The organism is Sulfurimonas sp. (assembly GCF_018698455.1).
In the GTDB taxonomy this organism is placed as follows: Bacteria; Campylobacterota; Campylobacteria; order Campylobacterales; family Sulfurimonadaceae; genus Sulfurimonas.
The window spans coordinates 30,945-55,312 of the sequence record NZ_JABIOQ010000071.1; the positions used below are offsets into that span (position 1 = coordinate 30,945).

The following is a 24,368-nucleotide window of genomic DNA, read 5'->3' on the forward strand; positions in this document are numbered from 1 at the left end:
CGTTCCTTTTAAAAGTCTAATGGACTTATTAATTTTGCTTTATTCATTTCAGAAACTACGTGTGTGTAAATCATAGTTGTTTCAACGGATTTATGCCCTAATAATTCTTGTATGCTTCTTAGGTCTATTCCTACTTGAAGAAGATGAGTAGCATACGAATGTCTAAATATATGTGATGTTACTCTTTTATTTAAGTTGGCTTTTTGCGCAGCTATTTTTATGTTTCTTCCTAATGTTTGAGGGTGTATATGATGTCGTCGTTTTACATTACTTCTAGGGTCTTTTGATATATTATTCATCGGAAAGAGATATTGCCATTTAGTTTCAGATTTTGCTTTTGGATATTTTTTTTCATAAGCAAATGGCATATAAACAGTTCCAAAACCATCACTCATATCTTTTTGGTGCATTTCTTCTATTTTTTTCACTTGAACCTGCAGTTCATCTTTTAATTTCAAAGGTAATGGCACAGTTCTGTCTTTTAAAGACTTACTATCCCATACATATAATTTATCAAAACCAAAATCCATATCTTTAACCCTAATGTTAAGTACTTCATTCATTCTAAGTCCACAACCGTACATTAAAGTTACGACTAGCTTATATATACCTGTTAAATTTTGTAATACTTTTTGTACTTCTTCTGTTGTTAATACAACAGGTATATGTTTTCTTTCCTGTGCTCGCAGGGCTTGGATATTCCACTCACTCATGTCAATCCCCAATACTTCTTTATATAAAAACAGTATGGCATTAAATGCTTGATTTTGTGTTGTAGGTGCAACTTTCTCTTTTGTTGCTAAAGAAGTAAGAAACGCTTCAATCTCACTTTTTCCCATTTCAATTGGATGTTTTTTATTATGAAAAATAATATAGTGCTTTACCCAAAACACATAAGTTTTTTCGGTTGATATACTGTAATGTTTAAAACGAATTTTGTCACGAACTAAATCAAGTAATTTCTTTTTATGAGTCATAATCACATCTCCTTTTTAAGGAACAAAGTGTGTTTTTATTAAGATTATGGATAAATAAATGTACACTTTGTTCAAATATCGCTCTATAAAAGCCTAAAATCACATTTTATTTTTAAGAATAATAGCTATTTATTTAAAAAATACTCAAAAAAATGACAAAACGCAATAAAAGTGAGAATTAAGTAACATTTTCAGTGTTCATTTATTCTTTTCAGACAGATCTAAGTGTGCTATAATGTTCGTTGAATAAATAGTTGTATCCGAACAAATACATTTTAAAATAAGAGAGATTTATGTCAAATATAAAATTAATTTCAACTTCAGCATTAGCTAAAAAGATAGGCATTCCCAAAAATAAACTTGATGAGATGTTATTAGCTGTCAAATATATTTCAAAAGAAGAAAAAGGCTTTAGTTTAACTACACTTGGCATTGAAAAAAGTGGCTGTATGAAAAGTCATCCGAAATATGGAGACTTTATCGCATGGGATGAAAATATCGAGATACCAAATAAACTGATAAGCCAAGGTAAAGAATTTTATTCATCAACAAAAATCGCTGCAAAATATGATTTATCCGCAAGAAAAATCAATATGGTTTTATCGGAAATCGGCTTTATTGAAAAATATCTTAAAGGCTGGACAATCACTATTTTAGGAACAAAAAATGGTGGTATTCAAAAAGAAAATGCAAAAAATGGAATACCTTATGTTGAATGGAACGAATCTATTTTTATAAGTTCAGCATTTTCATCAATACTTAAAGAAGTAAAAGGTGAAGCTGGAGAAAGTACACAAATAGAAATTGCAAACACTAAGAGTTCAAATTTTAGAGAAAAATTTCCTGCTAAACATAGAGCGACTGATGGTCATATGGTTAGAAGCAAAGCTGAAATGCTTATTGACAACTGGCTATATATGGCAGAGATAGTTCATGCTTATGAAAGAAAACTCCCAATTGAAGAAGAAGTTTATTGTGATTTTTATATTCCTACGGGAAAAGTATATATTGAATTTTGGGGATTGGAAAATGACCCTAAATATGCTAAAAGAAAAGAAATTAAAAAAGAGATATACAAAAAATATGACTTTAAACTAATAGAACTTACTGATGAAGAGGTCTTTAACCTTGATGATATTCTTCCAAGATTATTATTAAAGTATGGAGTACAAACTTACTAGAAGACACAACAAAGCATAGTAGCCAATAAGTAGCCTAGCGGCGACTTATTGGCTATATTCGACCGTTGTATCCAAGTTGCCAACATATTTGGAAATTTGGATATGCCTATTTAAAACTAAGTAGGTAAATTTAAATAAACAATATACTTGGTTTAGTGCCAAATATGATTTTGAATTAGGATTAAAATAATGAATAGTGAAGTTATAGAAACAAATAAAAGATATATAAAAAAAAGTATTTATATCATAATAGCTTATGGTATATTTCATATGATTGTAGCACTTAGCTTTTTCAATGATAAAGATTTTTCAGGTGCTCCTGCCGGACAACTTGTTATTTGGGGATTAATTATAGTTTTTTCATATATAACTTATAGATATTTATCTATTATTTCTGGGGTAGTAGCTTTATTAGTATTATTACTTCAACTTCTTGCAATGATTGGAATTAATGCCAATACTGAGACTATTATAGATTTAATATTGATAGTTATATTAACAACAACTTTATATAGAATTTATAAACATAAAAAATATATTTTAAATAGCAATAATTAGTTAAGCATAGTATAAATATTGCATTTTATAAAAAATATTACAATATGCAATACTTTTCCTTTAAATCAAAAAATGATAATACAATTCAGTAAATTTAAATTAAAGGTAAATCATGAAAAAACAAATCATTATTACTGCTATTATTAGTAGTATAGCAATGGCACAAACAAATATAAATGTTGGAGGAGATAACTCTTTTAATAGTAACAGTGGTACTATTACTATTAGTCAGTCTGATTTAATTAAAAATGAGCAAATTGCTATTGATGAAGTACTGGGGAAAGAAATAAAAAAAGCAACATTGCTTATGAGTCTAGTGACTAAAGCAAAAAAAATAAATAAGATAAAGACTACAAAGCAAGATAAAAAAAGAAGATGCAAAGATGAAGCATCAGGTATGTTTGCAGTTTTTGGACATGAGGTTAACTTTGGATATAAAAAATGTGACGAATGGTTTTAGTATAAAAATAAGTAACCATTAAAAAGTAAAAGATACAACAAAACAGAGTAGCCAATAAGTAGCCTAGCGGCGACTTATTGGCTATCTTCGACCGTTAGGAAACAAAAAAACATACTAGGAGCATATATGCTTAAAATAATAATTTCAATATTTATTGTTACATCTTCGATTGCAGCACAAGAACCTATCTTTATTGGCAGTTTCAAAGGAGGTGTTAGGGATTATTATCCAGATATAAAAATTGGAAAACAATTTTATAGTTCTAATACATTTGGCTTTAGTAATTCAAAATACAAGGAAATTACAAATGCTGATGTTAAGATAATTAATGGCTTTTCAGTAATTGCAAAAGATAGTTGCCGAGGATATTATGCTTATGCTATCAGTAATATTTCGAGTTCATATGTACCATTTAAAAATAATTCAACTCTTGTTTATGTATCTGCAAATACAATTTGTATTAGTAAAATAAAATGACAACATTAATTGAGAAAAGCAGAGCAAGAGCAACCTTTGAATTAAATTTAACTAATAAAAAAGTTTATATGTCAGTAGATTGCACAAATTTTATGAATGAAAAAAGATTTGTAGTGGTAATTGAAACAAAAAGCTTTCTCAAACTATGGAAAAATGAACCAAGTCCATTATCAAGAAATTTAAATTTTGGTAATATTGAAAATTGGAAAAGAGATAGAAAATATCCAGATGCTGAAGATGGTTTTTCATTTGGAAGAAATAATCCAGTACCATTGGCAAATATAGTATGTTATATAAATGATGAAAATAACTTACCATATATCGCAATTAGCAATGGGGTTACCAGAACCATATGGTTACTTTCTCATAATGTAAAATATTTTCCAGTTGAATGTAGAAATAAAGATGAAGCAGAACTGCTTATAAAAGCAGCTGGCTATAAAGATACAGATATATCTACTGTTGAAAAACTTTTAGAATGTAGTAAAACTTCCTAACAAAACCTTGGAAGAAAAATAAGTTACCCAGCCGCGTTTATTAGGCTATAATTTTTAAAAGAAAAGAACTACTAAAAAGTTGAGAGATAAAAAGGGGAACTTATTTTTCAAGTCGCCCGTTATATCTAAGATTGGAATATCACTTCAATTTTAAATATGCCTGTTTATGAGAGTGAATTGGTAAATTAAAACTTAAGGTTGTTTATGAAAAAGATATTTTTAATTTTTATAGCATTACTAGCTGTAAATTTAAATGCAAGTCAATTTGGTTTAAAAATGGGAATGAGTTTAAAACAAATTGATAAAAATGCAAAAAAAGTGGGAAATGGTGTTTATTTTATTTCTGTTCCAAAACCACATAGTGCCTTTGATAAGTATGTAGCTAGAATATGCCCGAAAAAAGGTTTATATTATATTAAAGCAATTGGTAAAGATATATCGACAAACGGTTCTGGTTATTCGCTTCAAACAGCATTCGATAATATGGAAGCAAAACTAACTAAGGCTTATGGTAAACATAATAAAATTGATTTTCTTTCATCTGGAAGTCTTTGGGATAAATCCCATTATTGGATGATGGGATTACTAAAACAAGACAGATATTTAATTGCAAACTGGAATAAAAAAGAAGGTTCTAAATTAAAAGACAATTTATCTTCAGTAGGTTTAGGAGTAAGTGCCCTTAGCCAAGAAAAAGGTTACATATCTATAGATTATACTTACTCTAACTCTGAAGAATGTGAGAAAGAATTAGCTGCTATGGAAGATGATGCACTATAAAAGATATAACAAATCGTAGCAACAAAAATATGTTACCCAAGCCACGTTTAACTTTAAAAACTTTAGAAATTTAGATACCATTGTAAAATTTCAAAAAGTACAAAAAGAGGTAACATATTTTTGTACTCACCCGTTATGTCACATTATATAAACACTAATATAGATTACACTATAAAATAATACAAAACTTAGGAAGCCTCACAAATTTTATGGATGAAAATAAATATATATTACTTTTAAATGGAAAAGATAAAACATCTGATGTTCAAAGCATTGATTATCAGTCTACAAAAGTAGCTGTTAAGTTTTTTAATAATAATAAACAGTTCACATATAATCAATCAAATGTAAAGCTCTTAGACAAGCCTAGTATATTTAATCATAATGATAGTCTCATATATTCTGGAAATCGCTGTTTGTTAAACATTGAAAAAGTTTTAGATTTTGGAAGTCATCTTAAAGTTTTTTACATTCAAGGTCAAATATCATCCTATGTAAAGTCTGCACTCACATTTAAAACTGATGTTTTGGCAAATAAAAACACAAGGCATCTTTTAGCTTACTTGAAAGAGCTTTCAAATCATTTCAAAAATGAGGGCAGCGACTTTCTTTACAACCAGTATAAAAAAATCGAATCAATTGATGAAGATAGTGTTTTATCAAAATACTTAAAGCCAGATGCCCTTACAAACAAACCTTACGATGCTCATATAATATATCCATTTGGATTTAATTTAAGTCAAGAAAAGGCCGTTAGAAATGCATTGACACATCAAATAAGTATGATAAAAGGTCCCCCTGGGACTGGAAAAACACAGACCATATTAAATATTTTAGTAAATTTAGTCATGAGCAATAAAAGTGTGGCTATTGTTTCCAACAACAACACTGCAATGACAAATGTATTTGAAAAATTAGATGCAGAAGAATTGTCATTTTTTTCAGCAGTTTTAGGAAATAAAGATAATAAAGATATTTTTTTTAATACTCAAAATAAAGAATTCCCTAGCTATAACTGTTTTGATACTGACATTGTAAAAAAAGACGCTGAGTCAATTGAAAACAGTATGTCTAGTATAAAAGAAATGCTAAAAAATAAAAATAATCTAGCGAAACTTTCCTTGGAGTTGGAAGAACTAAAAATTGAGAAAAAATACTTCATGGAGTTCTATGATAAAAGATCATTAAAAATAGAAGGCTTTAAGAAGTTTACTCACTATAAATTAGACAAAATACTATCTTTATGGACTGAATTAGAAACCTTTCAACGTAATGACAAAAAAATCAATTTGTACTTTAAAATAAAATCAATGTTCAAGTATAAAATATTTTCATTTTCATTTTATGACTACCCATTAGATGACATTATAATATTTTTACAATATTGTTTTTACATAAGTAAAGAATCAGAATTAATATTGTCTATTCAAAATCTAGAAAAAGTTTTAAGTAAGTTTGACTTTGATGAAGAATTATCTCAACATAGAAAAAAGTCTATGTCAGTATTTAAATTATATCTATCCAAAAAATATAATATGAAAACTACTCGTAAACAGTTTGTTAATACAGACCTTTGGAAAGAGTTTGGAAGTTTCATTAAAGAATACCCTGTTGTATTTAGTACAACACATTCATTACAAAGTTCAACAGGTCCGAATTTTTTATATGACTACTTAATAATTGATGAAGCCTCTCAAGTCGATATTTTGTCGGGTTCGCTAGCATTGGCTTGCGCAAAAAATGTTGTAATTGTAGGGGATTTAAAACAATTGCCACATATAGTAAAAAGTGAGGATTTAAATTCACTGAATAGTATTTTTAAAAATTACAACTTACATTCTGCTTATAATTATCAGCACAGTCTATTACAATCAGCATCTATGATATTTAAAGATGCCCCACAAATATTATTAAAAGAACATTACAGGTGCAACCCTAAAATTATTGATTTTTGTAACAAAAAATTTTATAACGATGAATTGATAATATTATCTAGGAAGACAACTGAAAATTCACCTCTGTCTTTATATTTAACGCCTGCTGGTAATCATGCAAGAGGTACTTATAATCAGAGACAAATAGATGTGATTCAAAATGAAATATTGCCTAAACTTAGAAATAAAGACATTGGCATTATTTCGCCCTTCAGAAAGCAGGTAAACAAATTATCTACTGACATCAATGATAATACTAATATCGAAATTGATACAGTTCATAAGTATCAAGGTAGAGAGAAAGACATAATAATTATTACAACAGTTGTAAATAAGGAAAATGAATTTGCTGATAATGAAAATTTGCTTAATGTAGCTATATCAAGAGCAAAAGAAGAACTTTATATAGTTGTGTCAGATAATGAAAAAAACAAAAATATGAAAGATTTGATTAATTATATAAAATATAATAAATTTGATGTGATTGAAAGTAAAATTTATTCTATTTTTGATCTTCTTTATAAGCATTATTCACCTTATATTGATAAATCGTTAAAGGACTCTAAAAATATTTCTAAATTCAAGTCAGAAAATTTAATGAACCATGTGATAGAAAAAGTTTTGTCCGATAAAAACTACTCCCATTTAAATAAAGTATTCAACCTTCCCCTTAATAGATTGATTAAGGAGACTTCTCTTTTAACACCTGATGAACGAAAGTTTTCTCAAAATCCATGGTCTCATTTAGACTTTTTAATTTATAATAAAATTAATAAGCAAGCTATTTTAGCTATAGAAGTTGACGGAGTGAAATACCATGAAAACAATCCCATCCAATTAAAACGGGATAAATTGAAAGATGAGATTTTAAAAAAGTACAATGTCCCTCTTATCAGGTTTTCAACAAATGGAAGTGAAGAAGAAAAAAGACTAAAAAACAAGTTAAAAGAGGTAATAGGTTAGCCGTTATCATAGAATTAAGTTTAGCTATACTGTTTAAAGACATAACAACTACTAGCAACGAACGCAAAGAGAGCGTCGCTGAAGATAAACGTTGTATCTAAGTTTTAAAGATTTCTAAAATTTAAATATGCCTATTTTATGAAGATAAGATTGGTAAATTATTTTAAGGTGTTTTTATGAACGAAGGAAGTACAAAGGTTTCTATGTGGAATCCAGGGGCTATAGCGAATTGGAGTATATTATTTTCTCCAATTTTTGGTGGATGGTTAATGTCAAGCAATTGGAAAGAGATTGGCGATGAGAAAAAAGCAAAAAGTTCTATGCTTTGGGTATATGCTGGAATAATACTTATTGTTATTACATTAATTCTCAACTTTTTTGTTCTTCCTGAAGGGAAAAGTTCTAATGGACTATTTTTACTATATTTTTTAGCTTGGAGATTTACAAGTGCAAAAAGTCAATTAAAACATGTAAAAAACAATCTTCCTGATGGGTATACAAAAAAAGGATTTATAAAGCCTATCTCAATCGCTATTTCAGTTCTTTTTGTTTATGTTGCTCTTGTTGTTGGTATAGCAACTGCTTTTTCTGCTTCTGTTCCAGAGACACAGCAAATAGATACTGATTATAATTAGTTAATAAAAGGATTAATGAAATGAAAAAGATATTTACATTTATAGGTGCTATTTTTCTACTATCAGGTTGTTCGGAATCAGCTCCTTCTTGTTCTGATTCCGAAGTTAAACAACTTGCCATAGAAATAGTACAAGGTGAAGTTATAAAATCATATGTTAATAATCCAATGAAATATGTTTATAATGAAAATTTTCAAAAATTTAGTAAAGAATTAGAAGCGAATAAAGACCTTGATGGTATGAATAAAGTGAAACAAACAATGGAGTTTGTTACTAAGCTTGCAGAAGAAATGGTTGAAGATTTAGAATTGTCTTCTGTTAGAACAAGTAATGTTGATGATACATTACTAAAGTCTGAATGCGAGGGTTCTTTTAGTCTTCCTAATTCAGAATCTTTTTCTATAGAATATGACGCTCAAACAACTGATAACGGAGATTTATACGTTAATGTTTATGGTCTATAAAATTAAAAGAAGGGAAAATAATGCCAAAACCAATAGAAGTTAATCCAAATAACTTTAAAGTTAAAACTGTACTTTTTGATAATACAGAGTTTTCAATAGTTTTAGGTACTTGGGAGGGGAATGAAAATGTTCTTGCAATGCGATGGAATGGGGATAATGAAGATGACAAAGGCTATCCAAAAACATTTGGAAATCCAATGTGGTTTATCATTCATGGTGATTTAAAACAACCTATAATTCAAGCTTTAATGCAAAATGATAAAAATATTATTGATAAGTTATTAAGTGAATAAGCATTAAAAATAAAAGTTAAGTGGTTCACACTTAACTTTTGCTATAATGATAAGAAATAATGTGAGGAAATATAATGCATACTTTAACTGTTAATATTCAAGATAGTGTCTTTCAAGAATTTTTAAATTTTGTTTCTAAAAGAAAAGAAAAAATAGAGATTACAAAAGATAAAAATTTAGAATATGATTCATATTTTTATGAAAGAAAACAAGAGCTACAAAAAGATATTGATGATATTGACAATGGCAAAATCAAGATGATTAACAATGAAGATTTTTGGGATGAAATAGATAGTTTTACTGAATCATTACAAAAATGAAAATTATCCATAAGCCAACTTTTTCACAACAATTGAAACAAATCATAGAGTACATCGCGAAAGACAAACCTAGCGCAAGTATGAATTTTAAAAATAAGCTAAAAGAAAATATAAACCTCATTCCAAATAATCCATTTCAATATGAACGATCACAATATTTTGATAATAAAAATATTAGAAATATGACATTCAAAAAATATACGATAGTTTACAGAGTAAGACCTGTAAAGCAAGAGATAGAAATTTTAAGAATTTTCAAGAAAAACAAACCTTCACCGCAGTAAAGATACAACAAAACATATGAACGCAATAAATTACCTAGCGGAAATTTATGGTTCTATTCGACCGTTATACACAAAGAAGGAACATTATGAACAAACCAAATATTTTTAATTATGCGACAAGTGAATTAAGCCAAGATGCGATTATCTGTTATATTTTAGAATGGGCTAAACTAGAGAATAAAGCATTTGATGAGAATTTACACACATTAGCTATAAATTTTTTAAATTCATTATTTGAAAAATTTAAAGACATTGACATTCCAAAAGAATATCAAAAAATTGAGATAATAAAACAATATGAAAATATTGATATTTTATGTATCATTAACGATGAATATTCAATTATAATTGAATATAAAACAAATACAAAAAATCATTCTGACCAATTAAAAAGATACTTTGATAAAGTAAGTAAAAATTTTAGTAAAACAAAAATTCTACCAATTTACTTTAAAACTGGAGACCAAAGTAACTACAAAAATGTAAAAGAAAATGGATATAAAATTTATTTGCGAAAAGATTTTCTCAATATTTTAACAAGTATAAAATATTCAAATGATATTATTGAAAACTATACAGATTACTTACAAAATATTGAAGATGGAATTAATAGTTATAAAACAAAACCTATTAATACATGGTCATGGAATGCTTGGAAAGGCTTTTACATGGAGCTTCAAGAAAAACTTAAAGATGGGAACTGGGATTATGTTTCAAATAGACAAGGTGGATTTTTAGGTTTTTGGTGGAACTGGGATTTAAAAGAAACATACCATGTATATTTACAAATTGAAACTAATTGGCAAAATGATAAATATGTTGGAAAAATAAAAATTAAACTCTATTCTGATAATAATGAAAAAGTTAAAAAAGATATTGTGCATAAATGGAAACATCATATTTTACATGATGAAAATCATATTAAAATTATTAAACCAAGAGTTGTTAGAACTGGGAAAAGTGTAAGTATTGGAATTTTAGATAATGAGTTTAGAAAAACTGATAAAGATGGGATTATTGATATAGATAAAACTATTGAGTTTATTCATAAAATTGAAGAAATTAAGCTAAACAAATATACATATGTATAACAAGTCAGAGTAGCCAATACATTACCTAACGGCAATGTATTGGCTATCTTCAACCGTTAGCATCACACTTGAAGATTAAGTCTTAATTTGGTACAATAAAAGGACTGAAGGAGATTTTATGCAAATTGTAAATGACATAAAGCCTGTTACCTATCTAAAAAGTAGAGCAGCTGATGTTTTAAAATATATCAATGAGACTCATAGACCTATGATAATCACACAAAATGGTGAAGCTAAAGCTGTTATACAAGATCCAAAGAGTTATGAAGATATGAAAAATGCTCTTGCTATAATGAAGCTTCTTTCATTTGCAGAAGAAGATATTAGAAGTGGAAATCTTCATGACTCCGAAGATGTTTTTGACTCTGTTGAAGAACTTCTTAGCAAGTGAGTAAAATTTATAAAGTTAAATGGACTTCAAATGCAAAAGAAGACCTTTTAAATATTGTCGATTATATCAAAAAAGATAGTTTAAGTGCTGCAAGAAAAGTTTATGGACAAATAAAAGAAAAAGCACAATCTAGCAACTTTTTTCCTTTAAGAGGTAGAGTAGTTCCTGAACTTCTAAAAGAAGGTATAACTATTTATAGAGAACTGATTGTTCAACCTTGGAGAATTATATATAAAATTGAAAATGACACTGTTTTTATTATGGCTATTTTTGATTCAAGACAAAATGTAGAAGAGTTGTTATTACAAAAATTATTAAGAGGGCATATACTAACAAAACAGAGTAGCCAATAAATTACCATTAAGTAATTTATTGGCTATCTTCAGTCGTTAGTTGACAAAGGCAAAAATGTATTATAAAAAACCGACATCACTGGAATTAAGTATTAATTTAATTAAGTTTCCAATGATAGTTAGCATATTTGGAGTTATCGCTCTACTTATTAGTTTTTTTACCAACCCCATTGGGCTTGATAATATGGAAGCTATCAATAGCTATGAAAAAAGGTATTCACTTATTTTTATTTTAAGTTTGAAATCAATATTTTTTTATGTTTTATCAAAAGAATTAAAGAAGAAAAAAAGTTGGGCAAGAATCGTGACTGTTATAGCTGGAGTATTACTTTTGATAGCAATCCCAATAGGAACGATTGTAGGTTTAATTTTAATTTACAACATGACTAAAGGCTGGTCTAAAGAAGTCATTGACACAACTAACAAATACGAGGAGACCAATAATTTACCCTAACGGGAAAATTATTGCTCACGACAATCGTTAGATAGACAAAGGAACATTACAGAAATGACAACGATTTTTATTTTAATGGTATTGATATTAATATTTGTTAAATCTCCATTTGGAAAAGGCATAATAGGTGAAGCTTTAGTAAATTTAGCAATAGCTCTAAGATTAAATAAAAATGAGTATCACTTATTTAAGAATGTTACTATTAGAACTAATGATGGTACAACTCAAGTTGATCATATTATAGTTTCAAAATATGGAATATTTGTAATTGAAACTAAGAATATGAAAGGGTGGATTTTTGGAGATGAAAATCAAAAAACTTGGACTCAAAAGATATACAAACATACTAATAAATTTCAAAATCCACTGCATCAAAACTATAAACACACTAAAACCCTTGAAGCACTCTTTAAAATTGATAAAAATAAAATATTTTCAATTATTACTTTTGTTGGAGATAGTACTTTTAAAACGGAAATGCCAGTAAATGTAACATATGCTGGAGGATTTATTAAATTCATAAATTCTAAAACAATGAAGTTACTTTCAGAGCAAGAAGTTATAAATATTAACTTACTGATTACTGAGAAACGATTATCTAATACATTAAAAACACATATAGAGCATGTTCAACATGTGAAAGATATTGTTCAAGAAAAAGAAAATAAAAATTTATGCCCTAGATGTGGAAACACTTTAGTAAAAAGAATTTCAAAACGAGGTAGCACTAAAAATAATGAATTTTATGGCTGTAGTAGTTATCCAAAATGTAGATATACTGCACAAGTTATCTAACAAAACATAGGAGCAAATAAGTAGCCTAGCGGCGAATAACTACCTGTTGGTTTAAAAATAAAAATGATATTATCAATCTCTTTTTTATAGATTTTCTTCAATTTAGAGTATACTGTGAACCTCCTATTTATATAAGAGAGTTCGTTAGCATAGGACTAAACTCCTATGTGACTTTTAAGCAATAATTCTACACATAACTTTGCCTCGTGATTCAATCCGATACATTACTTCTAACGAAAAATCAAAAATAGTATAAGCTAAAAAATTTAAAAAAAAACATACGAGTATATGCTTCATTAAGTGCATTCATGACAAGAGCACTATCCATGGTATAATAATACTAAATAAACTTACACAACAAGAGATTAACTATGAATTACCCTTATGAAAACTTAGAAAACTTTACGTTAAATAACCTACTCAATCGTTCTATAGAACTATATAATTCACAGGCCGTTCTTTCTAAGCTTGAAGAAGAACCTATGACTTATAAAAGTTTAGGTGAAAATGTATCAACTATGGTAGCTCTCCTCCAATCACATGGCATAACAAAAGGTGACAAAGTAGCTCTACTTAGTGAGAACTCACCAAACTGGGCTGTCGCCTATTTTAGTGTGACATACTTTGGAGCTGTTATCGTTCCCATACTTCCAGACTTTCATACTTCTGATGTTCACCATATTATAAGGCATTCTGAAGCGAAAGCTATTTTTGTATCTCAAAAACATCAAGCTACTATAGAAGAGTTTGAAAATTCAGCACTATGTTTAGCTATAAAACTTGATGACCTCACTATTATCAATGAGCTCACAAACCATAGCTATCTTAAAAAAATAAAACAAAAAATTCATACGAAAAAAGAACAAACAATTCCTAGTGAAGATGATATAGCAGCAATTCTTTATACTTCAGGAACAACTGGGAATTCCAAAGGTGTAATGCTTTCTCATAAAAATCTAGTAACCAATACACTCTCAACTCACTCAAAAATAAAAATACTACCTAGTGATGTATTTTTATCTATATTACCCCTTGCACATACACTTGAATGTACAGTTGGTCTTCTAGTTCCAATTTTACATGGATCAAGTGTTGTATACATAGATAAAGTACCAACTCCAAGTGTATTACTAAAAGCCTTTAGTATTGTCAAGCCAACAATGATGGTCAGTGTACCTCTTATTATTGAAAAAATTTACAAAAATAAAATCTTACCAAAATTTACAGGTTCGTTTCTAATGCGAAATCTGTATAAAATTCCGTTTATAAGAAAACAACTAAACAAAATAGCTGGAAAACAACTGATAGAGACTTTTGGAGGAAGACTGCGTTTCTTTGGTATTGGTGGAGCTGGTGTTTCACCTTTTGTTGAGTCATTTTTAAAAGAGGCAAATTTTCCATACATCATAGGTTATGGTCTAACAGAAACTGCCCCTCTTCTTGCCGGTTCAATTTTAGGTGAGACTATTAAACTTAAATCAACAGGAACTGCCTTTCCTTATGTAAATATGGAAATACGAGATAAAAATCCAGAGACTGGCGAAGGTGAGATAGTTATACAATCACCAAGTTTAATGTTAGGTTATTATAAAGATGAAAAACAGACTGCAGAGGTTATAAAAGATGGCTGGTTTTTAACTGGTGACCTAGGCTATATTGATGAGGATGGTTTTTTATTTATCAGTGGTAGAAGCAAGAATGTCATTATAGGTAAAGGGGGAGAAAATATCTTTCCAGAACAGATTGAAGCAATTATAAACCAGCATGAGGCAATTCTTGATTCACTAGTGATGATGAGAGACGAAAGACTCATCACTAAAGTACACTTTGATTATGCACTTATCGATAAAATGTTAGACGCGCATAAACACACAGATGAAGCAATAAAAAAAGAAATCACACAACTACTTGAAGAGATAAGAATCGATGTAAATACCAAGGTGGCTTCTTACTCTAAAATGGTAAAGTTTATTGAGCAAGTTGAGCCTTTTGTAAAGACACCTACTAAAAAAATCAAACGTTTTTTATATGTTGAATAACTTTTATAGGAAGAAATAATTAAAAAGCTTAATAAAATTATACACAAGGATATATCTATTCTTGTATGAGCTCAGATATCAAATACTTTTTATAGTAACAGTGTATTAAAAAAAATTTAGATGTTGGAATGTTAGAAGTTGTTACTACTTCTGGCGGAAGATTTGTTATACGAAACATCAAACAGCCCTATCTATATCATAGAGCTATTATTGGAGATATTGTAAGTGCTTTACACTATTAAACGATTTAAAACTGAGGTTGAACGAAAGGGATAACCTGTTTTTTACGACTTAAAACACCATCTAACCACATTTGGTTATTCTCTAGTTTTTTACCAAATGCTTTCTCAATTTTACTTGCATCATCACTTACACAAAGAAGTTGAGAACCTTCTTTCATAATGTCTGTTAAAAGAACTAACATAGTATGAAGGCCTTCATCTTCTTTCATAACAATCATATCTGCATAGATTTCATCTTTTCTATCGTCAAGAGCTGAGATATCAATCATTTCTAATTGATTTACACCTACTTTGTAGCCATTCATATCAAATGGTTTGTAGTCTTTTGTATTTAAATCTCTAGCCGATGCACCTGTTGTTGCAGACTTTACTATAAACATTTCCATAGCCAACTCTTTATAGTTTTCTATTTGGGCTATTTTTGCTAACTCTTTTACTGCTTTAGTATCTGCTTTTGTGCATGTCGGAGATTTAAAGATAACCGTATCACTTAAAATAGCCATCATCATCATACCGGCGATATCTTTAGGAATAGTAACACCTAGTGCATCATAAACCTCTTTAACAACAGTGTTAGAGCATCCTATAGGTCTTATCCAACATTCTAAAGGAGTTGATGTCATTATGTCACCAAGTTTGTGGTGATCGATAATACCAAGGATAGTTGCTTGATCAATATCATCTTGGAAATGTGCCTTATCTGTTGAGTCAACAAGATAAACTCTCTCTCCGGCTACTGAAGTTTTAAGGATTGGCAGTTGACCATCAAATTTATCTAAAATAAATCTTGTTTCATCAGAGATATCACCTTGACGAGAAGGAATATATTCTTCATCTTCTAGTTGATTTTTTAAGTATGATATTGCGATAGCACCTACAATAGAATCACTATCTGGATTTCTGTGTCCGAAAACATATACTGACATAAATAAAGCCTTTATAATTTTTTTTTGAAATTATACTACACTTTTATTAGATTAGCTTTGGCAAGGATAATCTTCAATAATTTCTTTAAAGACTTCTAAGTTGTCACTAAAAAGATCTACTAGTCTTGGATCAAATTTTGTACCACTAAGCCCAACAACATACTTAACAGACTTCTCAAAACTCCATGCTTTTTCATAAGCACGATCATGTGTTATAGAATCTATAACATCAGCTATAGCTACTAAACGACCAAAAATATGAATTTCTTCACCTTTTAAACCTCTTGGATAGCCTGTTCCATCATAATTTTCGTGGTGCTGTGAAGCTATGATACGGACAGCTTTTAAAAGTTCATTTTTTGATTTTTTTAAGATATTTTCGGCAAGAGCTGGGTATTGATGTATTTCTTCTAATTCTTGCGGAGTTAGTTTTGTCTTTTTTTGTAAGACATTACTTTTAATCAGGGATTTTCCAATACTATATAAGGGTGAGGCATGTGAGATTGTCTCCACCTCTGAAGTCGTTAAATGTCCTTCTAATATAGCTAGCTCTTTAGCAATTTTGGTAACCCTTTTAATGTGACAGGCTTCTTCATCACTGTCAGAAGAAATAATTTCTGTTAAAATATACATAATCTCTTTTTGTGCTTGCTTTAGGTATGAATTTTGTTGTATTTTTGCACTTTTAATCTCTTTATTTAAAAAAATATTGTTATACTCAAGCACCCTTTTGTATCTATAATGTTCAAGATGATTTTCTACACGCGACTGTAGTACTGCAGGATAAAAAGGTTTAGTAACATAATCAATAGCACCAACATTAAATCCTTCTTCTATTGAATCTGCATCATCTTTATCAGTTAAGAAAAATATAGGAGTATCTTTAATAGCTGGAGTATTTTTAATAATCTTACTCAAATGAAATCCATCAATATCAGGTAAATAAGCATCAAGTAAAATCAAGTCAAAGCGTTTATGTTTTAAAAATTCTATTGCCTCTTTCGCACTAAGAGCTTCTGTAAAGTTGTATTTATCATTATGAAGTATTCTCTTAGCCATTATGATATTTTCGCTTAAACTGTCAACTATCATAATTTCATAATTTTCATTCATCATCTGCTTCCTAGGTATTTATGCCTTTTCTAATATCTCCATTATAACCTCAACAGTATAAATCGAACCTAAGCCCCATAAGTTTGAAAGTTCATGAGCATTCTGCGCTAAACCTTTGATTCCATCACGAGGTATACCTGCTTTTTCTAGGGTGGTTGGTGATCCTATTTTATCAAACCATGCTTCAAGAGCTACTATTCCCTCGTCTGCACTATTCTTGCCAAATACTTCTTTTGCAAATCTTTCATACTGTTTTATATTTTGGTCTTTATGCCATTTCATCCAAGCGGGTATAACAACAGATAGACCTGCTCCATGAGCTACATTATATAAAGCAGAAAGAGAATGTTCTATACAATGGTTTGGAAAAGTCCCCCCTAATGTTCCAGCTGGTGTAAGACCATTAAGCGCTTGCGCTGAAACCCATGCAAATTCCGCTCTTGCATCATAATTATCTGGATTAGCAATGAGAATCTCTGTTGTTTCCATCACAGTTTTGATGATACTCTCAACTATTCTGGAGTTAAAGTTTGGATGCACTGAAGCCGTAAAATACACTTCAATAGTATGAGAGATGATATCCACAGCAGAGTAAGCAAGATACTCAGGAGTAACGCTAGCCTGTAACTCCGCGTTTACAACTGATACTACAGGGTTTAGAAGTACAGAAGCTATAGAGTACTTCTGCTGCGTTTCATCATTCATAATAACTGAATTTCCGTTCATTTCACTTGCTGTTGCTGCTAATGTCATAATAGTAAAAACTTTAAGTGCTTTAGTTACTACGGCCTTTTGAATAAAAAAGTCCCAAACATCACCGTCGTACATAGCACCAGCAGCTATTGCTTTTGCAGAGTCAGCTACACTTCCTCCACCAAGACCAAGTACAGCTTCAAGATTGTTATCCTTAGCAACTTTGATCGCCTCGTTTACTTTCCAAAGTAATGGATTGCTCACTACACCTTCTACTGCCTTATAAGTAATACCAGCAGAGTCAAGAGAATCAGTTACACGTTTGAAAACACCATTGTCTTTAATTCTTGAGCTACCAGTAAGAATGAGTACACTTTTAACACCTGAATCTTTTATGTATTGACCTATGTTGTTTTCTTTGGCTTTTCCAAATTCTATCTTTGTAGGATTGTAGTAAGTAAAATCGTTCATTAGTTTCCTTTTAATAGCGGCAGTTTATTTAACATGCCTTCACAGTAGTCCCACTGAGTAAGTGTATCTTTGAATTCTTGAGGTATCGCGTTTACACCCATATATGCACCAAGTACCATACCTATAGCAATAGAGCGAGAAGCATTATCTCCACCAACCATTGTGTTAGCTTGAAGTGCTTTTATAAGTCCATCTTCTTTGTCTGCATATTTGAGTATAAAGTAAACAGCTCCGGGAAGTGTTCCCTCTGTCGGGCTCGCTTTACCAACCTTAATAGGTTCGCTTCTACCAATGTCCCAAAGTCTAGCCATACTTGTAATAGCTAGATCATCATTAAATTGTTCTTTATGGAGTGCAGAGTTCTCATCACCCTCTTCTTTATACTTAGTAATAGCCTGAGCTACCTTGTCAGCAAAGAAGCCACCCATCTGTACAGCTACCATTTCAATGGCATCAGATGGTTTTTCTCCATTTATAACTCTATGTGTAACACGAGCAAAGAATTCACCACCACCAAGAGCATGTACATCTCTATGTGTAAACATAGACTTTCTTGCTACATCTACTAGTGTGTTTTCATCATCATAGTAAGCATGAGCTGCAACATGACGAATAGCCATCGCGTTTGATATTCCACCGAGTCTCTCAACTGGAACACCTTGTTTAACTTGAGAGTATGTCTCTTTAGTCATTGTACATATCCATGAACCCCAACTATTTTCTAGTCTGTCCATCCAATGAGGAATAATACTTGCGACTTTAAACTCTCTCACTTCATCACTAATAGCGCACAAGTGTTCTAGTACCACTATATTGTAATCACCATAGTCTGTCGTACCACCAGCACTCTTACCTGGATGATAGTTTCTTTGTCCCCAACCTATACCGTTAGTCTCTCCACCCATCATCTCTCCAGGTGACATAAACTTCTCTATAGGCTTTTGACCATATGCTTCGTATATCTTTTTTGCATCGTACTCGTAGTGAGAACCTAGACATAAAGCATCTCCGACTATAGCTCCGAAAAATGCACCTTTTATAGCTTCTTGTTTAGTTGGTTTATTCATAATAATTACCTATTTTTTTCTTTGATTTTATCTAAGTATTATTAATCTATTCATTAAAAAATATTTTAGTTTATAAACTCAACTACGATATAATTCGCCTATGGAAACCTTCGCACTCATATTCGTATCTATTTTTACAGGTTATATAATTAATTTTAAAAAAATATTTGCTCAAAATACACCCATTATTTTAAATCAATTTATTTTATATATCTCTCTACCGGCAATGGTGTTTTTACAAATACCTAAGCTTACTTTTTCATTTGACATAATCATCCCCGTTGTAATATCTTATGGAGTTATGGCGTTTAGTGCATTGTTTATCTTTTATATTTCTAAGGTATTACAGTTTTCTCGTGAAGTTACTGCTTCTCTGATGCTTGTAGGAGTTCTTGGAAATACTTCTTTTGTAGGTATACCTGTAATCCAAGCATACTTTGGAGAATCTGCCCTGCCCTATGTTCTTATATACGATCAGCTAGGTTCTTTTATAGTTCTCTCGACATATGGAACATTTATATCTGTTTACTACTCTAGAGAAGATAATGTTGATGTCAAAGCCATAGCCATTAAAATCATCACATTTCCTACATTTATAGCACTCCTCACTTCTCTTTTCTTTATAGGCACAACTTTTCACCCCGTCATAACAAGTGTACTCTCTTCACTTGCAAGTACTATCATACCTCTTGCTCTGGTATCTGTAGGATTGCAACTAAAGTTTAAACTACCAAAAGAAGACATGAAACCTTTTGCAGTTGCTATAGGAGTTAAATTACTTCTTGCACCAGTAATAGCAATTTGTATAGCTTATCTATTTACATGGGAGAACACAGTAGCAGACATATCTATAATAGAGTCAGCTATGGGACCTATGATAACAGCTGGGGCAGTTGCATCTATGGCAGGTCTTTCCCCAAGACTTAGTTCTGCCGTTGTTGGTTATGGAACGATACTTTCTTTACTTACTAGTTGGATGTTTTTTACAGTTCTTTAGAGAAAGGAAGAAGCCATCATAAGACGATAAAATACTTATGATCTTTTTGGATACAATATCTTTAATTAAGTTTGAAAGGAAAAACTATTAAACATCTTATATTGACTCCGCACCAAGCCGAGAAAATATATGGAGATAAAAACAAGACTGACTTTATTACTCATGTTTGGGCTAAGGTAGGAGATAGTATTGTTTTTGATGTTAGCACAAGTCCTTACTTGAGTAAAAATCCTCTTTTAAAATTTAAATATAACTACGAGGGTGGCGATACTCTTGAACTTGTCACTAAAGATAATAATGGTCGAGAGGTTAAAACGGTTAAAAAAATAAAAAGTAGTTCTAAAAAAAATAGTTCTGAATTGAGAACAGAAACTATTGATAATAACAATCGTCTGACTACAAAATATTATTCCATTAAAATAAAAAACCATCCTTTTAAACCAATACAACAATCAGCATATAATATAGCACAACAAGCAATAGTAAAAGACAATAGTAATAGTATTAAAAAACTAAGTAGCTCAATAGAAACTCTATTTGGAAAGATAGATATTATCAAAAGTGAAAAAGTAAAAATTATAGCAGGAACCGCAATTACTGGAAATCGTCCCCTTACTGTTCGAGTCCAGAGTAATATTAAAGCAAAGTCCATTGCAATTTTTGCAACTGAATCTGACAGAGTAACTACCTATACGGAGATTATAGACAACAGTAGGCACTTTAGTGATGATGAACTTAAGTTTGTATTTCAATACTTTGTACAAGAAAAAAGTATTATTGACTTTAGTGTTAGGCTTAAAGTGGCATACGGCCCCCAGTCACGAGATGTAATTCTTCGCTTAGCTTTACATGATAAGGTGTTTAAAGTTAAACAAGAAGCTTACAAAGCCTCAAAAATTCTAGGTATCCAAAAAAATGGCAAAGCCATAACTCTTGGAAAGAAATGGATGTTTTAAATTTAAACCTCTGTAAAGAAACCTTAAAAAAACTTAATCCTGAAATGTACGACATTATGAAATTTGAAAAAAATGATAAATTTGATTCGTGGATTAAAACAACTTACAACTGTTTACCTAAAAAAAAGAATGAAGAATAATGCTATAATTAAGTCAATTTAAACATATAAGGTAAAAAATGAAAACTATGACATGCAAACAACTCGGTGGAGCTTGTGACAAGGTCTTTAAGGCTGAGTCTTTTGACGAGATGGCTGAGTTAAGTAGAGCTCACGGTATGCAAATGTTCCAAGAAAAAGACGAGTCACATGTTAAAGTCATACAAGAGATGTTAGTACTTATGCAAGACCCTGAGCAAATGCAAAAGTGGCTAGAAGCTAAAAAAGCAGAGTTTGCAGCCATAGCTGTTGACTAATGCCCGAGACTTTATCTCATAAAATTGCTATTATCGGTGCTGGTCCTGCTGGTCTGATGGCGGCACAGATTTTGTCAAACGCGGGTTATTCACCCACAGTGTTTGATGCCATGCCTTCTGCCGCACGTAAGTTTTTACGGGCTGGACGCGGTGGTTTAAATCTAACACATGCCGAAGACTCTCCCCTCTTTTCTAGCCGTTATTTTGAAGCAGAAAACTTTTTACAACCTGCACTAGATACTTTTAGCCCAAATGACATGCAGTTATGGGCACAAGACCTTGGTTTTGAAACCTTTGTTGGCTCCTCTGGGAAAGTTTATCCGCTAGATAAAAAAGCCGGACCCTTACTGCGTACTTGGATACATAAACTTAAAGCAAATGGTACTCAGTTCAAAATGAAACATCGACTAGTGGCTTGGTCGAAAGATATTTGGCAGTTCCAAACGCCAGATGGTCTCATCGATTACTCCTTTGACACCGTTATTTTAGCTTTAGGCGGTGCTTCTTGGCCGAGTTTAGGCTCAACAGGTGCATGGACAAGCTTGCTCAAAGACAAAGGGCTAAACATAAGCCCACTTAAACCAGCGAACATGGGTTTTAATGTAACTTTCTCAGAGATATTTAAAGAAAAATTCTCAGGAACTCCTTTAAAAAATGTAGAACTTAGCTTTACAGACATTAAGGGTAATCTTCAGTCCAAACTGGGTGAACTTTTAGTGAGTACATATGGAGTTGAGGGAAGTCTAATCTATACACATTCTAAATTTTTAAGAGAACAGATGGAGCAGAAGTCTCCATTTACAGTTTATTTGGACCTCTTTCCTCATCGTAGCCAAAGTAAGCTCCAGCAACAGCTAAGTGTTTCGAGAGGAAAGCAGAGTTTGAGTGCATTTTGGAAGCGACTAGGACTTGATGGAATTAAGGCTTCTTTACTACGAGAGGTCTTGGCAAAGGAGCTCTTGTCGGAGCCAGAACTAGTAGCAAAGACTCTTAAAAAACTCCCCCTAACCCTAGAGTCCTATAGACCTATTGGGGAGGCTATTAGTACCGCAGGGGGATTAGCGTTTGACAACTTAGACCAAGGGCTTATGCTCAAGGATTTTCCTGGTGTATATTGCATTGGCGAGATGCTGGACTGGGAAACCCCTACTGGAGGTTATCTCTTAACTGGTGTGATGGCTCAAGGTAAACAAGCGGCAGAAGGTCTTTTAAAATTGTTACAAACAAGGAACTCGGCTAATGGATAGCACGGCGAACGATTCGAAAATACTCTTAGCACTCAACAAACCAAAGGGTTATATTGTCACGCGGTCTGATGAACTTGGTCGAAAAACTGTTTATGATCTTTTACCTGATTGGGTTTTTGATGATCAGTGGATGCCCATAGGACGCCTTGACTTAGAGTCTAAAGGACTTTTGCTATTCACAACCGATGGTAAAACTGGTAACCTGTTGACCAAGCCCGGTGGCTGTGTTAAGATATATGAAATTTGGGTTAGAGGTCATGTAACGGATGAGCATATTGCACAGGCTTTAAAAGGAGTAAAAAGTAAAGACGATTTACTCAAAGCTCTTGTAGTTGAAAAGATAGGCATGGGTGGTGCAAAAACAAAACTTAGAATACAAATAAACGAGGGTAAAAATCGTCATATCCGTCGGCTTTTTGGTTCTCTTAAAGATCCAAAATTTGGAACGCCTCTAAAAGTTGTAAGCTTGAGCAGGATTAGCGTCGGTAGCTATAAGCTCAACATTTCAAGTGGTGAGTGGTGTTTTCTCTCGCAAGAAGAAGAAAAAAGTCTTCTTCTAAAACTAAAGTAATTTACACGAAAAGGAATGACTTGTGATTAAAGAAGCATTACGACGAATAGAAGTCACTAAAAAAGAAAACTTGGGTTACTTAGACCTTAAAGGCCTAGAGCTCCAAGAGATACCAAAAGAATTACTAGATGTTTCATGGATTGGGGCACTTTCTTTATCTGAGAACAACATTAGTGATATCAGTCTTTTATCAAAAATGCCAAATCTGCATAAACTAGCACTTACTGGGAACAAGATAAAGGATATTTCAACACTTGAGACTTTACCAAAGTTACGGTTTATCTTTTTAGCGAATAATCTTATAACAGATATCGCTGTCCTACAGAGCCAGGAGAGATTAAAAAAACTAGTCATACATAGTAACAAGCTTTGCGTTCTTCCAGACTTAAGTCACTTCCCTCTTATGGCTTACCTAGATGTTTCTGACAACCCTTTAGAGTGTTCTACTCTCGAAGATATGCAAACAATGTTACCATTACTTAAAATATATAAATGCTAAGAAATATTTTCCACTAAATCATTATCAGTAGGACAACCTGCAACTTCAAAACCATCCTCATCAAAAAAATATTTTTTGCCAGTATCCATACTTATACATACAAGAGGATACTCGTCGTTTTCACGAATTTCTTTGATAATAAATCTCTTACCCATACGAGTATCCCATCTCTGGCCTACTTTAAACTCTATAAATTCATATTCCACTGTTTTAGTCTCAGAAGTA

At 31.2% G+C, this 24,368-nt stretch carries 30 protein-coding genes; 24 read left to right on the top strand and 6 right to left on the bottom strand.

The features are described 5' to 3' along the window. Positions 1–8: 8 nt before the first annotated feature. Positions 9–977: an integron integrase gene (locus HOG88_RS10240; RefSeq protein WP_295005837.1), complete on the bottom strand. Its 969-nt coding sequence runs from the start codon at positions 975–977 to the stop codon at positions 9–11. Positions 978–1,270: 293 nt separating this feature from the next. Here HOG88_RS10240 and HOG88_RS10245 point away from each other — a divergent pair, with 293 nt between their 5' ends. From HOG88_RS10245 to HOG88_RS10330, 18 genes are all read left to right on the top strand, one after another. Continuing rightward, positions 1,271–2,158 carry a hypothetical protein gene (locus HOG88_RS10245; protein ID WP_295005838.1) on the top strand — a complete coding sequence of 296 codons (888 nt, stop codon included), beginning with the start codon at positions 1,271–1,273 and terminating at the stop codon, positions 2,156–2,158. 189 nt (positions 2,159–2,347) lie between these two features. Next, positions 2,348–2,716, top strand: coding sequence for a hypothetical protein (locus HOG88_RS10250; RefSeq protein WP_295005839.1), 369 nt, complete (start codon positions 2,348–2,350; stop codon positions 2,714–2,716). A 112-nt stretch (positions 2,717–2,828) separates the two neighbouring features. Continuing rightward, positions 2,829–3,176 carry a hypothetical protein gene (locus HOG88_RS10255; RefSeq protein ID WP_295005841.1) on the top strand — a complete coding sequence of 116 codons (348 nt, stop codon included), beginning with the start codon at positions 2,829–2,831 and terminating at the stop codon, positions 3,174–3,176. A gap of 126 nt (positions 3,177–3,302) precedes the next feature. Further along, the gene (locus tag HOG88_RS10260) at positions 3,303–3,653 is read left to right on the top strand and encodes a hypothetical protein (RefSeq protein WP_295005842.1); all 351 of its coding nucleotides are present in this window, start codon (positions 3,303–3,305) and stop codon (positions 3,651–3,653) included. Then, positions 3,650–4,150 carry a hypothetical protein gene (locus HOG88_RS10265; protein ID WP_295005844.1) on the top strand — a complete coding sequence of 167 codons (501 nt, stop codon included), beginning with the start codon at positions 3,650–3,652 and terminating at the stop codon, positions 4,148–4,150. Before HOG88_RS10260 ends, HOG88_RS10265 begins: the two co-directional genes overlap by 4 nt. 204 nt (positions 4,151–4,354) lie before the next feature. Next, on the top strand, positions 4,355–4,930 hold the full coding sequence (locus HOG88_RS10270) for a hypothetical protein (RefSeq protein WP_295005846.1): 576 nt from the start codon (positions 4,355–4,357) through the stop codon (positions 4,928–4,930). A 209-nt stretch (positions 4,931–5,139) separates the two neighbouring features. Then, the gene (locus tag HOG88_RS10275; RefSeq protein WP_295005848.1) at positions 5,140–7,827 is read left to right on the top strand and encodes an AAA domain-containing protein; all 2,688 of its coding nucleotides are present in this window, start codon (positions 5,140–5,142) and stop codon (positions 7,825–7,827) included. A 176-nt stretch (positions 7,828–8,003) separates the two neighbouring features. Further along, positions 8,004–8,462: a hypothetical protein gene (locus HOG88_RS10280; protein ID WP_295005850.1), complete on the top strand. Its 459-nt coding sequence runs from the start codon at positions 8,004–8,006 to the stop codon at positions 8,460–8,462. Between the two features lie 20 nt (positions 8,463–8,482). Next, positions 8,483–8,926, top strand: a complete 444-nt coding sequence (locus HOG88_RS10285) for a membrane lipoprotein lipid attachment site-containing protein (protein WP_295005851.1) — start codon at positions 8,483–8,485, stop codon at positions 8,924–8,926. 20 nt (positions 8,927–8,946) lie between these two features. Continuing rightward, complete coding sequence (locus HOG88_RS10290; protein ID WP_295005853.1) at positions 8,947–9,219, top strand: hypothetical protein; 273 nt, start codon at positions 8,947–8,949, stop codon at positions 9,217–9,219. Between the two features lie 74 nt (positions 9,220–9,293). Continuing rightward, complete coding sequence (locus HOG88_RS10295; RefSeq protein ID WP_295005855.1) at positions 9,294–9,539, top strand: hypothetical protein; 246 nt, start codon at positions 9,294–9,296, stop codon at positions 9,537–9,539. Continuing rightward, entirely contained in the window at positions 9,536–9,823 is a 288-nt protein-coding gene (locus tag HOG88_RS10300; protein WP_295005857.1) for a type II toxin-antitoxin system RelE/ParE family toxin, read from the top strand. The genes HOG88_RS10295 and HOG88_RS10300 overlap by 4 nt, the downstream gene beginning before the upstream one ends. An 86-nt stretch (positions 9,824–9,909) precedes the next feature. Continuing rightward, a complete protein-coding gene (locus tag HOG88_RS10305; protein WP_295005859.1) occupies positions 9,910–10,914 on the top strand; it encodes a PD-(D/E)XK nuclease family protein in 1,005 nt (334 codons plus the stop codon). Between the two features lie 118 nt (positions 10,915–11,032). Beyond that, positions 11,033–11,305, top strand: coding sequence for a type II toxin-antitoxin system Phd/YefM family antitoxin (locus HOG88_RS10310; protein ID WP_295005861.1), 273 nt, complete (start codon positions 11,033–11,035; stop codon positions 11,303–11,305). Next, entirely contained in the window at positions 11,302–11,658 is a 357-nt protein-coding gene (locus HOG88_RS10315) for a type II toxin-antitoxin system RelE/ParE family toxin (protein WP_295005863.1), read from the top strand. The genes HOG88_RS10310 and HOG88_RS10315 overlap by 4 nt, the downstream gene beginning before the upstream one ends. A 40-nt stretch (positions 11,659–11,698) precedes the next feature. Further along, positions 11,699–12,112 carry a hypothetical protein gene (locus tag HOG88_RS10320; RefSeq protein ID WP_295005865.1) on the top strand — a complete coding sequence of 138 codons (414 nt, stop codon included), beginning with the start codon at positions 11,699–11,701 and terminating at the stop codon, positions 12,110–12,112. Between the two features lie 54 nt (positions 12,113–12,166). Next, entirely contained in the window at positions 12,167–12,907 is a 741-nt protein-coding gene (locus HOG88_RS10325) for an NERD domain-containing protein (protein WP_295005867.1), read from the top strand. Between the two features lie 371 nt (positions 12,908–13,278). Next, positions 13,279–14,946 carry an AMP-binding protein gene (locus HOG88_RS10330; protein ID WP_295005869.1) on the top strand — a complete coding sequence of 556 codons (1,668 nt, stop codon included), beginning with the start codon at positions 13,279–13,281 and terminating at the stop codon, positions 14,944–14,946. A 247-nt stretch (positions 14,947–15,193) separates the two neighbouring features. Here the strand turns inward: HOG88_RS10330 and HOG88_RS10335 are convergent, their stop codons facing one another. Genes HOG88_RS10335 through HOG88_RS10350 form a run of 4 tightly spaced genes read right to left on the bottom strand, consistent with a single transcriptional unit; the run spans position 15,194 to position 19,458 of the window. After that, a complete protein-coding gene (locus HOG88_RS10335; protein ID WP_295005871.1) occupies positions 15,194–16,114 on the bottom strand; it encodes a manganese-dependent inorganic pyrophosphatase in 921 nt (306 codons plus the stop codon). A gap of 51 nt (positions 16,115–16,165) precedes the next feature. Further along, a complete protein-coding gene (locus tag HOG88_RS10340) occupies positions 16,166–17,230 on the bottom strand; it encodes an HD domain-containing phosphohydrolase (RefSeq protein WP_295005872.1) in 1,065 nt (354 codons plus the stop codon). A gap of 15 nt (positions 17,231–17,245) precedes the next feature. Next, entirely contained in the window at positions 17,246–18,391 is a 1,146-nt protein-coding gene (locus HOG88_RS10345) for an iron-containing alcohol dehydrogenase (protein WP_295005874.1), read from the bottom strand. Continuing rightward, the gene (locus tag HOG88_RS10350) at positions 18,391–19,458 is read right to left on the bottom strand and encodes an ADP-ribosylglycohydrolase family protein (protein ID WP_295005876.1); all 1,068 of its coding nucleotides are present in this window, start codon (positions 19,456–19,458) and stop codon (positions 18,391–18,393) included. Before HOG88_RS10350 ends, HOG88_RS10345 begins: the two co-directional genes overlap by 1 nt. A 100-nt stretch (positions 19,459–19,558) precedes the next feature. On the opposite strand from HOG88_RS10350, the gene HOG88_RS10355 reads away from it, so the two are divergent. The 6 genes from HOG88_RS10355 (at position 19,559) to HOG88_RS10380 (ending at position 24,143) form a co-directional block, all read left to right on the top strand. Continuing rightward, positions 19,559–20,455 (top strand): AEC family transporter, encoded by an 897-nt coding sequence (locus tag HOG88_RS10355; protein WP_295005878.1) that lies wholly within the window; start codon positions 19,559–19,561, stop codon positions 20,453–20,455. Positions 20,456–20,526: 71 nt separating this feature from the next. After that, positions 20,527–21,411 (top strand): thiosulfate oxidation carrier complex protein SoxZ, encoded by an 885-nt coding sequence (locus HOG88_RS10360; RefSeq protein WP_295005880.1) that lies wholly within the window; start codon positions 20,527–20,529, stop codon positions 21,409–21,411. 178 nt (positions 21,412–21,589) lie between these two features. Beyond that, on the top strand, positions 21,590–21,826 hold the full coding sequence (locus HOG88_RS10365; protein ID WP_295005882.1) for a hypothetical protein: 237 nt from the start codon (positions 21,590–21,592) through the stop codon (positions 21,824–21,826). After that, the gene (locus HOG88_RS10370) at positions 21,826–23,073 is read left to right on the top strand and encodes a TIGR03862 family flavoprotein (protein ID WP_295005884.1); all 1,248 of its coding nucleotides are present in this window, start codon (positions 21,826–21,828) and stop codon (positions 23,071–23,073) included. Before HOG88_RS10365 ends, HOG88_RS10370 begins: the two co-directional genes overlap by 1 nt. Next, positions 23,066–23,644: a pseudouridine synthase gene (locus tag HOG88_RS10375; protein WP_295005886.1), complete on the top strand. Its 579-nt coding sequence runs from the start codon at positions 23,066–23,068 to the stop codon at positions 23,642–23,644. Before HOG88_RS10370 ends, HOG88_RS10375 begins: the two co-directional genes overlap by 8 nt. A gap of 22 nt (positions 23,645–23,666) precedes the next feature. Further along, positions 23,667–24,143, top strand: a complete 477-nt coding sequence (locus HOG88_RS10380; protein WP_295005888.1) for a leucine-rich repeat domain-containing protein — start codon at positions 23,667–23,669, stop codon at positions 24,141–24,143. Here the strand turns inward: HOG88_RS10380 and HOG88_RS10385 are convergent. Then, entirely contained in the window at positions 24,140–24,349 is a 210-nt protein-coding gene (locus HOG88_RS10385; protein WP_295005890.1) for a hypothetical protein, read from the bottom strand. The genes HOG88_RS10380 and HOG88_RS10385 overlap by 4 nt on opposite strands. Between the last annotated feature and the right edge of the window lie 19 nt (positions 24,350–24,368).

Excerpts from the sequence above, each read along its gene's own strand:
- HOG88_RS10250 (WP_295005839.1), top strand. The coding sequence starts at position 2,348 with ATGAATAGTGAAGTTATAGAAACAAATAAAAGATATATAAAAAAAAGT.
- HOG88_RS10245 (WP_295005838.1), top strand. The coding sequence starts at position 1,271 with ATGTCAAATATAAAATTAATTTCAACTTCAGCATTAGCTAAAAAGATA.
- HOG88_RS10325 (WP_295005867.1), top strand. The coding sequence starts at position 12,167 with ATGACAACGATTTTTATTTTAATGGTATTGATATTAATATTTGTTAAA.
- HOG88_RS10355 (WP_295005878.1), top strand. The coding sequence starts at position 19,559 with ATGGAAACCTTCGCACTCATATTCGTATCTATTTTTACAGGTTATATA.
- HOG88_RS10255 (WP_295005841.1), top strand. The coding sequence starts at position 2,829 with ATGAAAAAACAAATCATTATTACTGCTATTATTAGTAGTATAGCAATG.
- HOG88_RS10375 (WP_295005886.1), top strand. The coding sequence starts at position 23,066 with ATGGATAGCACGGCGAACGATTCGAAAATACTCTTAGCACTCAACAAA.
- HOG88_RS10295 (WP_295005855.1), top strand. The coding sequence starts at position 9,294 with ATGCATACTTTAACTGTTAATATTCAAGATAGTGTCTTTCAAGAATTT.
- HOG88_RS10275 (WP_295005848.1), top strand. The coding sequence starts at position 5,140 with ATGGATGAAAATAAATATATATTACTTTTAAATGGAAAAGATAAAACA.
- HOG88_RS10310 (WP_295005861.1), top strand. The coding sequence starts at position 11,033 with ATGCAAATTGTAAATGACATAAAGCCTGTTACCTATCTAAAAAGTAGA.
- HOG88_RS10265 (WP_295005844.1), top strand. The coding sequence starts at position 3,650 with ATGACAACATTAATTGAGAAAAGCAGAGCAAGAGCAACCTTTGAATTA.
- HOG88_RS10300 (WP_295005857.1), top strand. The coding sequence starts at position 9,536 with ATGAAAATTATCCATAAGCCAACTTTTTCACAACAATTGAAACAAATC.
- HOG88_RS10345 (WP_295005874.1), bottom strand. The coding sequence starts at position 18,391 with ATGAACGATTTTACTTACTACAATCCTACAAAGATAGAATTTGGAAAA.
- HOG88_RS10335 (WP_295005871.1), bottom strand. The coding sequence starts at position 16,114 with ATGTCAGTATATGTTTTCGGACACAGAAATCCAGATAGTGATTCTATT.
- HOG88_RS10280 (WP_295005850.1), top strand. The coding sequence starts at position 8,004 with ATGAACGAAGGAAGTACAAAGGTTTCTATGTGGAATCCAGGGGCTATA.
- HOG88_RS10305 (WP_295005859.1), top strand. The coding sequence starts at position 9,910 with ATGAACAAACCAAATATTTTTAATTATGCGACAAGTGAATTAAGCCAA.
- HOG88_RS10290 (WP_295005853.1), top strand. The coding sequence starts at position 8,947 with ATGCCAAAACCAATAGAAGTTAATCCAAATAACTTTAAAGTTAAAACT.
- HOG88_RS10260 (WP_295005842.1), top strand. The coding sequence starts at position 3,303 with ATGCTTAAAATAATAATTTCAATATTTATTGTTACATCTTCGATTGCA.
- HOG88_RS10330 (WP_295005869.1), top strand. The coding sequence starts at position 13,279 with ATGAATTACCCTTATGAAAACTTAGAAAACTTTACGTTAAATAACCTA.
- HOG88_RS10240 (WP_295005837.1), bottom strand. The coding sequence starts at position 977 with ATGACTCATAAAAAGAAATTACTTGATTTAGTTCGTGACAAAATTCGT.
- HOG88_RS10365 (WP_295005882.1), top strand. The coding sequence starts at position 21,590 with ATGAAAACTATGACATGCAAACAACTCGGTGGAGCTTGTGACAAGGTC.
- HOG88_RS10370 (WP_295005884.1), top strand. The coding sequence starts at position 21,826 with ATGCCCGAGACTTTATCTCATAAAATTGCTATTATCGGTGCTGGTCCT.
- HOG88_RS10270 (WP_295005846.1), top strand. The coding sequence starts at position 4,355 with ATGAAAAAGATATTTTTAATTTTTATAGCATTACTAGCTGTAAATTTA.
- HOG88_RS10285 (WP_295005851.1), top strand. The coding sequence starts at position 8,483 with ATGAAAAAGATATTTACATTTATAGGTGCTATTTTTCTACTATCAGGT.
- HOG88_RS10350 (WP_295005876.1), bottom strand. The coding sequence starts at position 19,458 with ATGAATAAACCAACTAAACAAGAAGCTATAAAAGGTGCATTTTTCGGA.
- HOG88_RS10340 (WP_295005872.1), bottom strand. The coding sequence starts at position 17,230 with ATGATGAATGAAAATTATGAAATTATGATAGTTGACAGTTTAAGCGAA.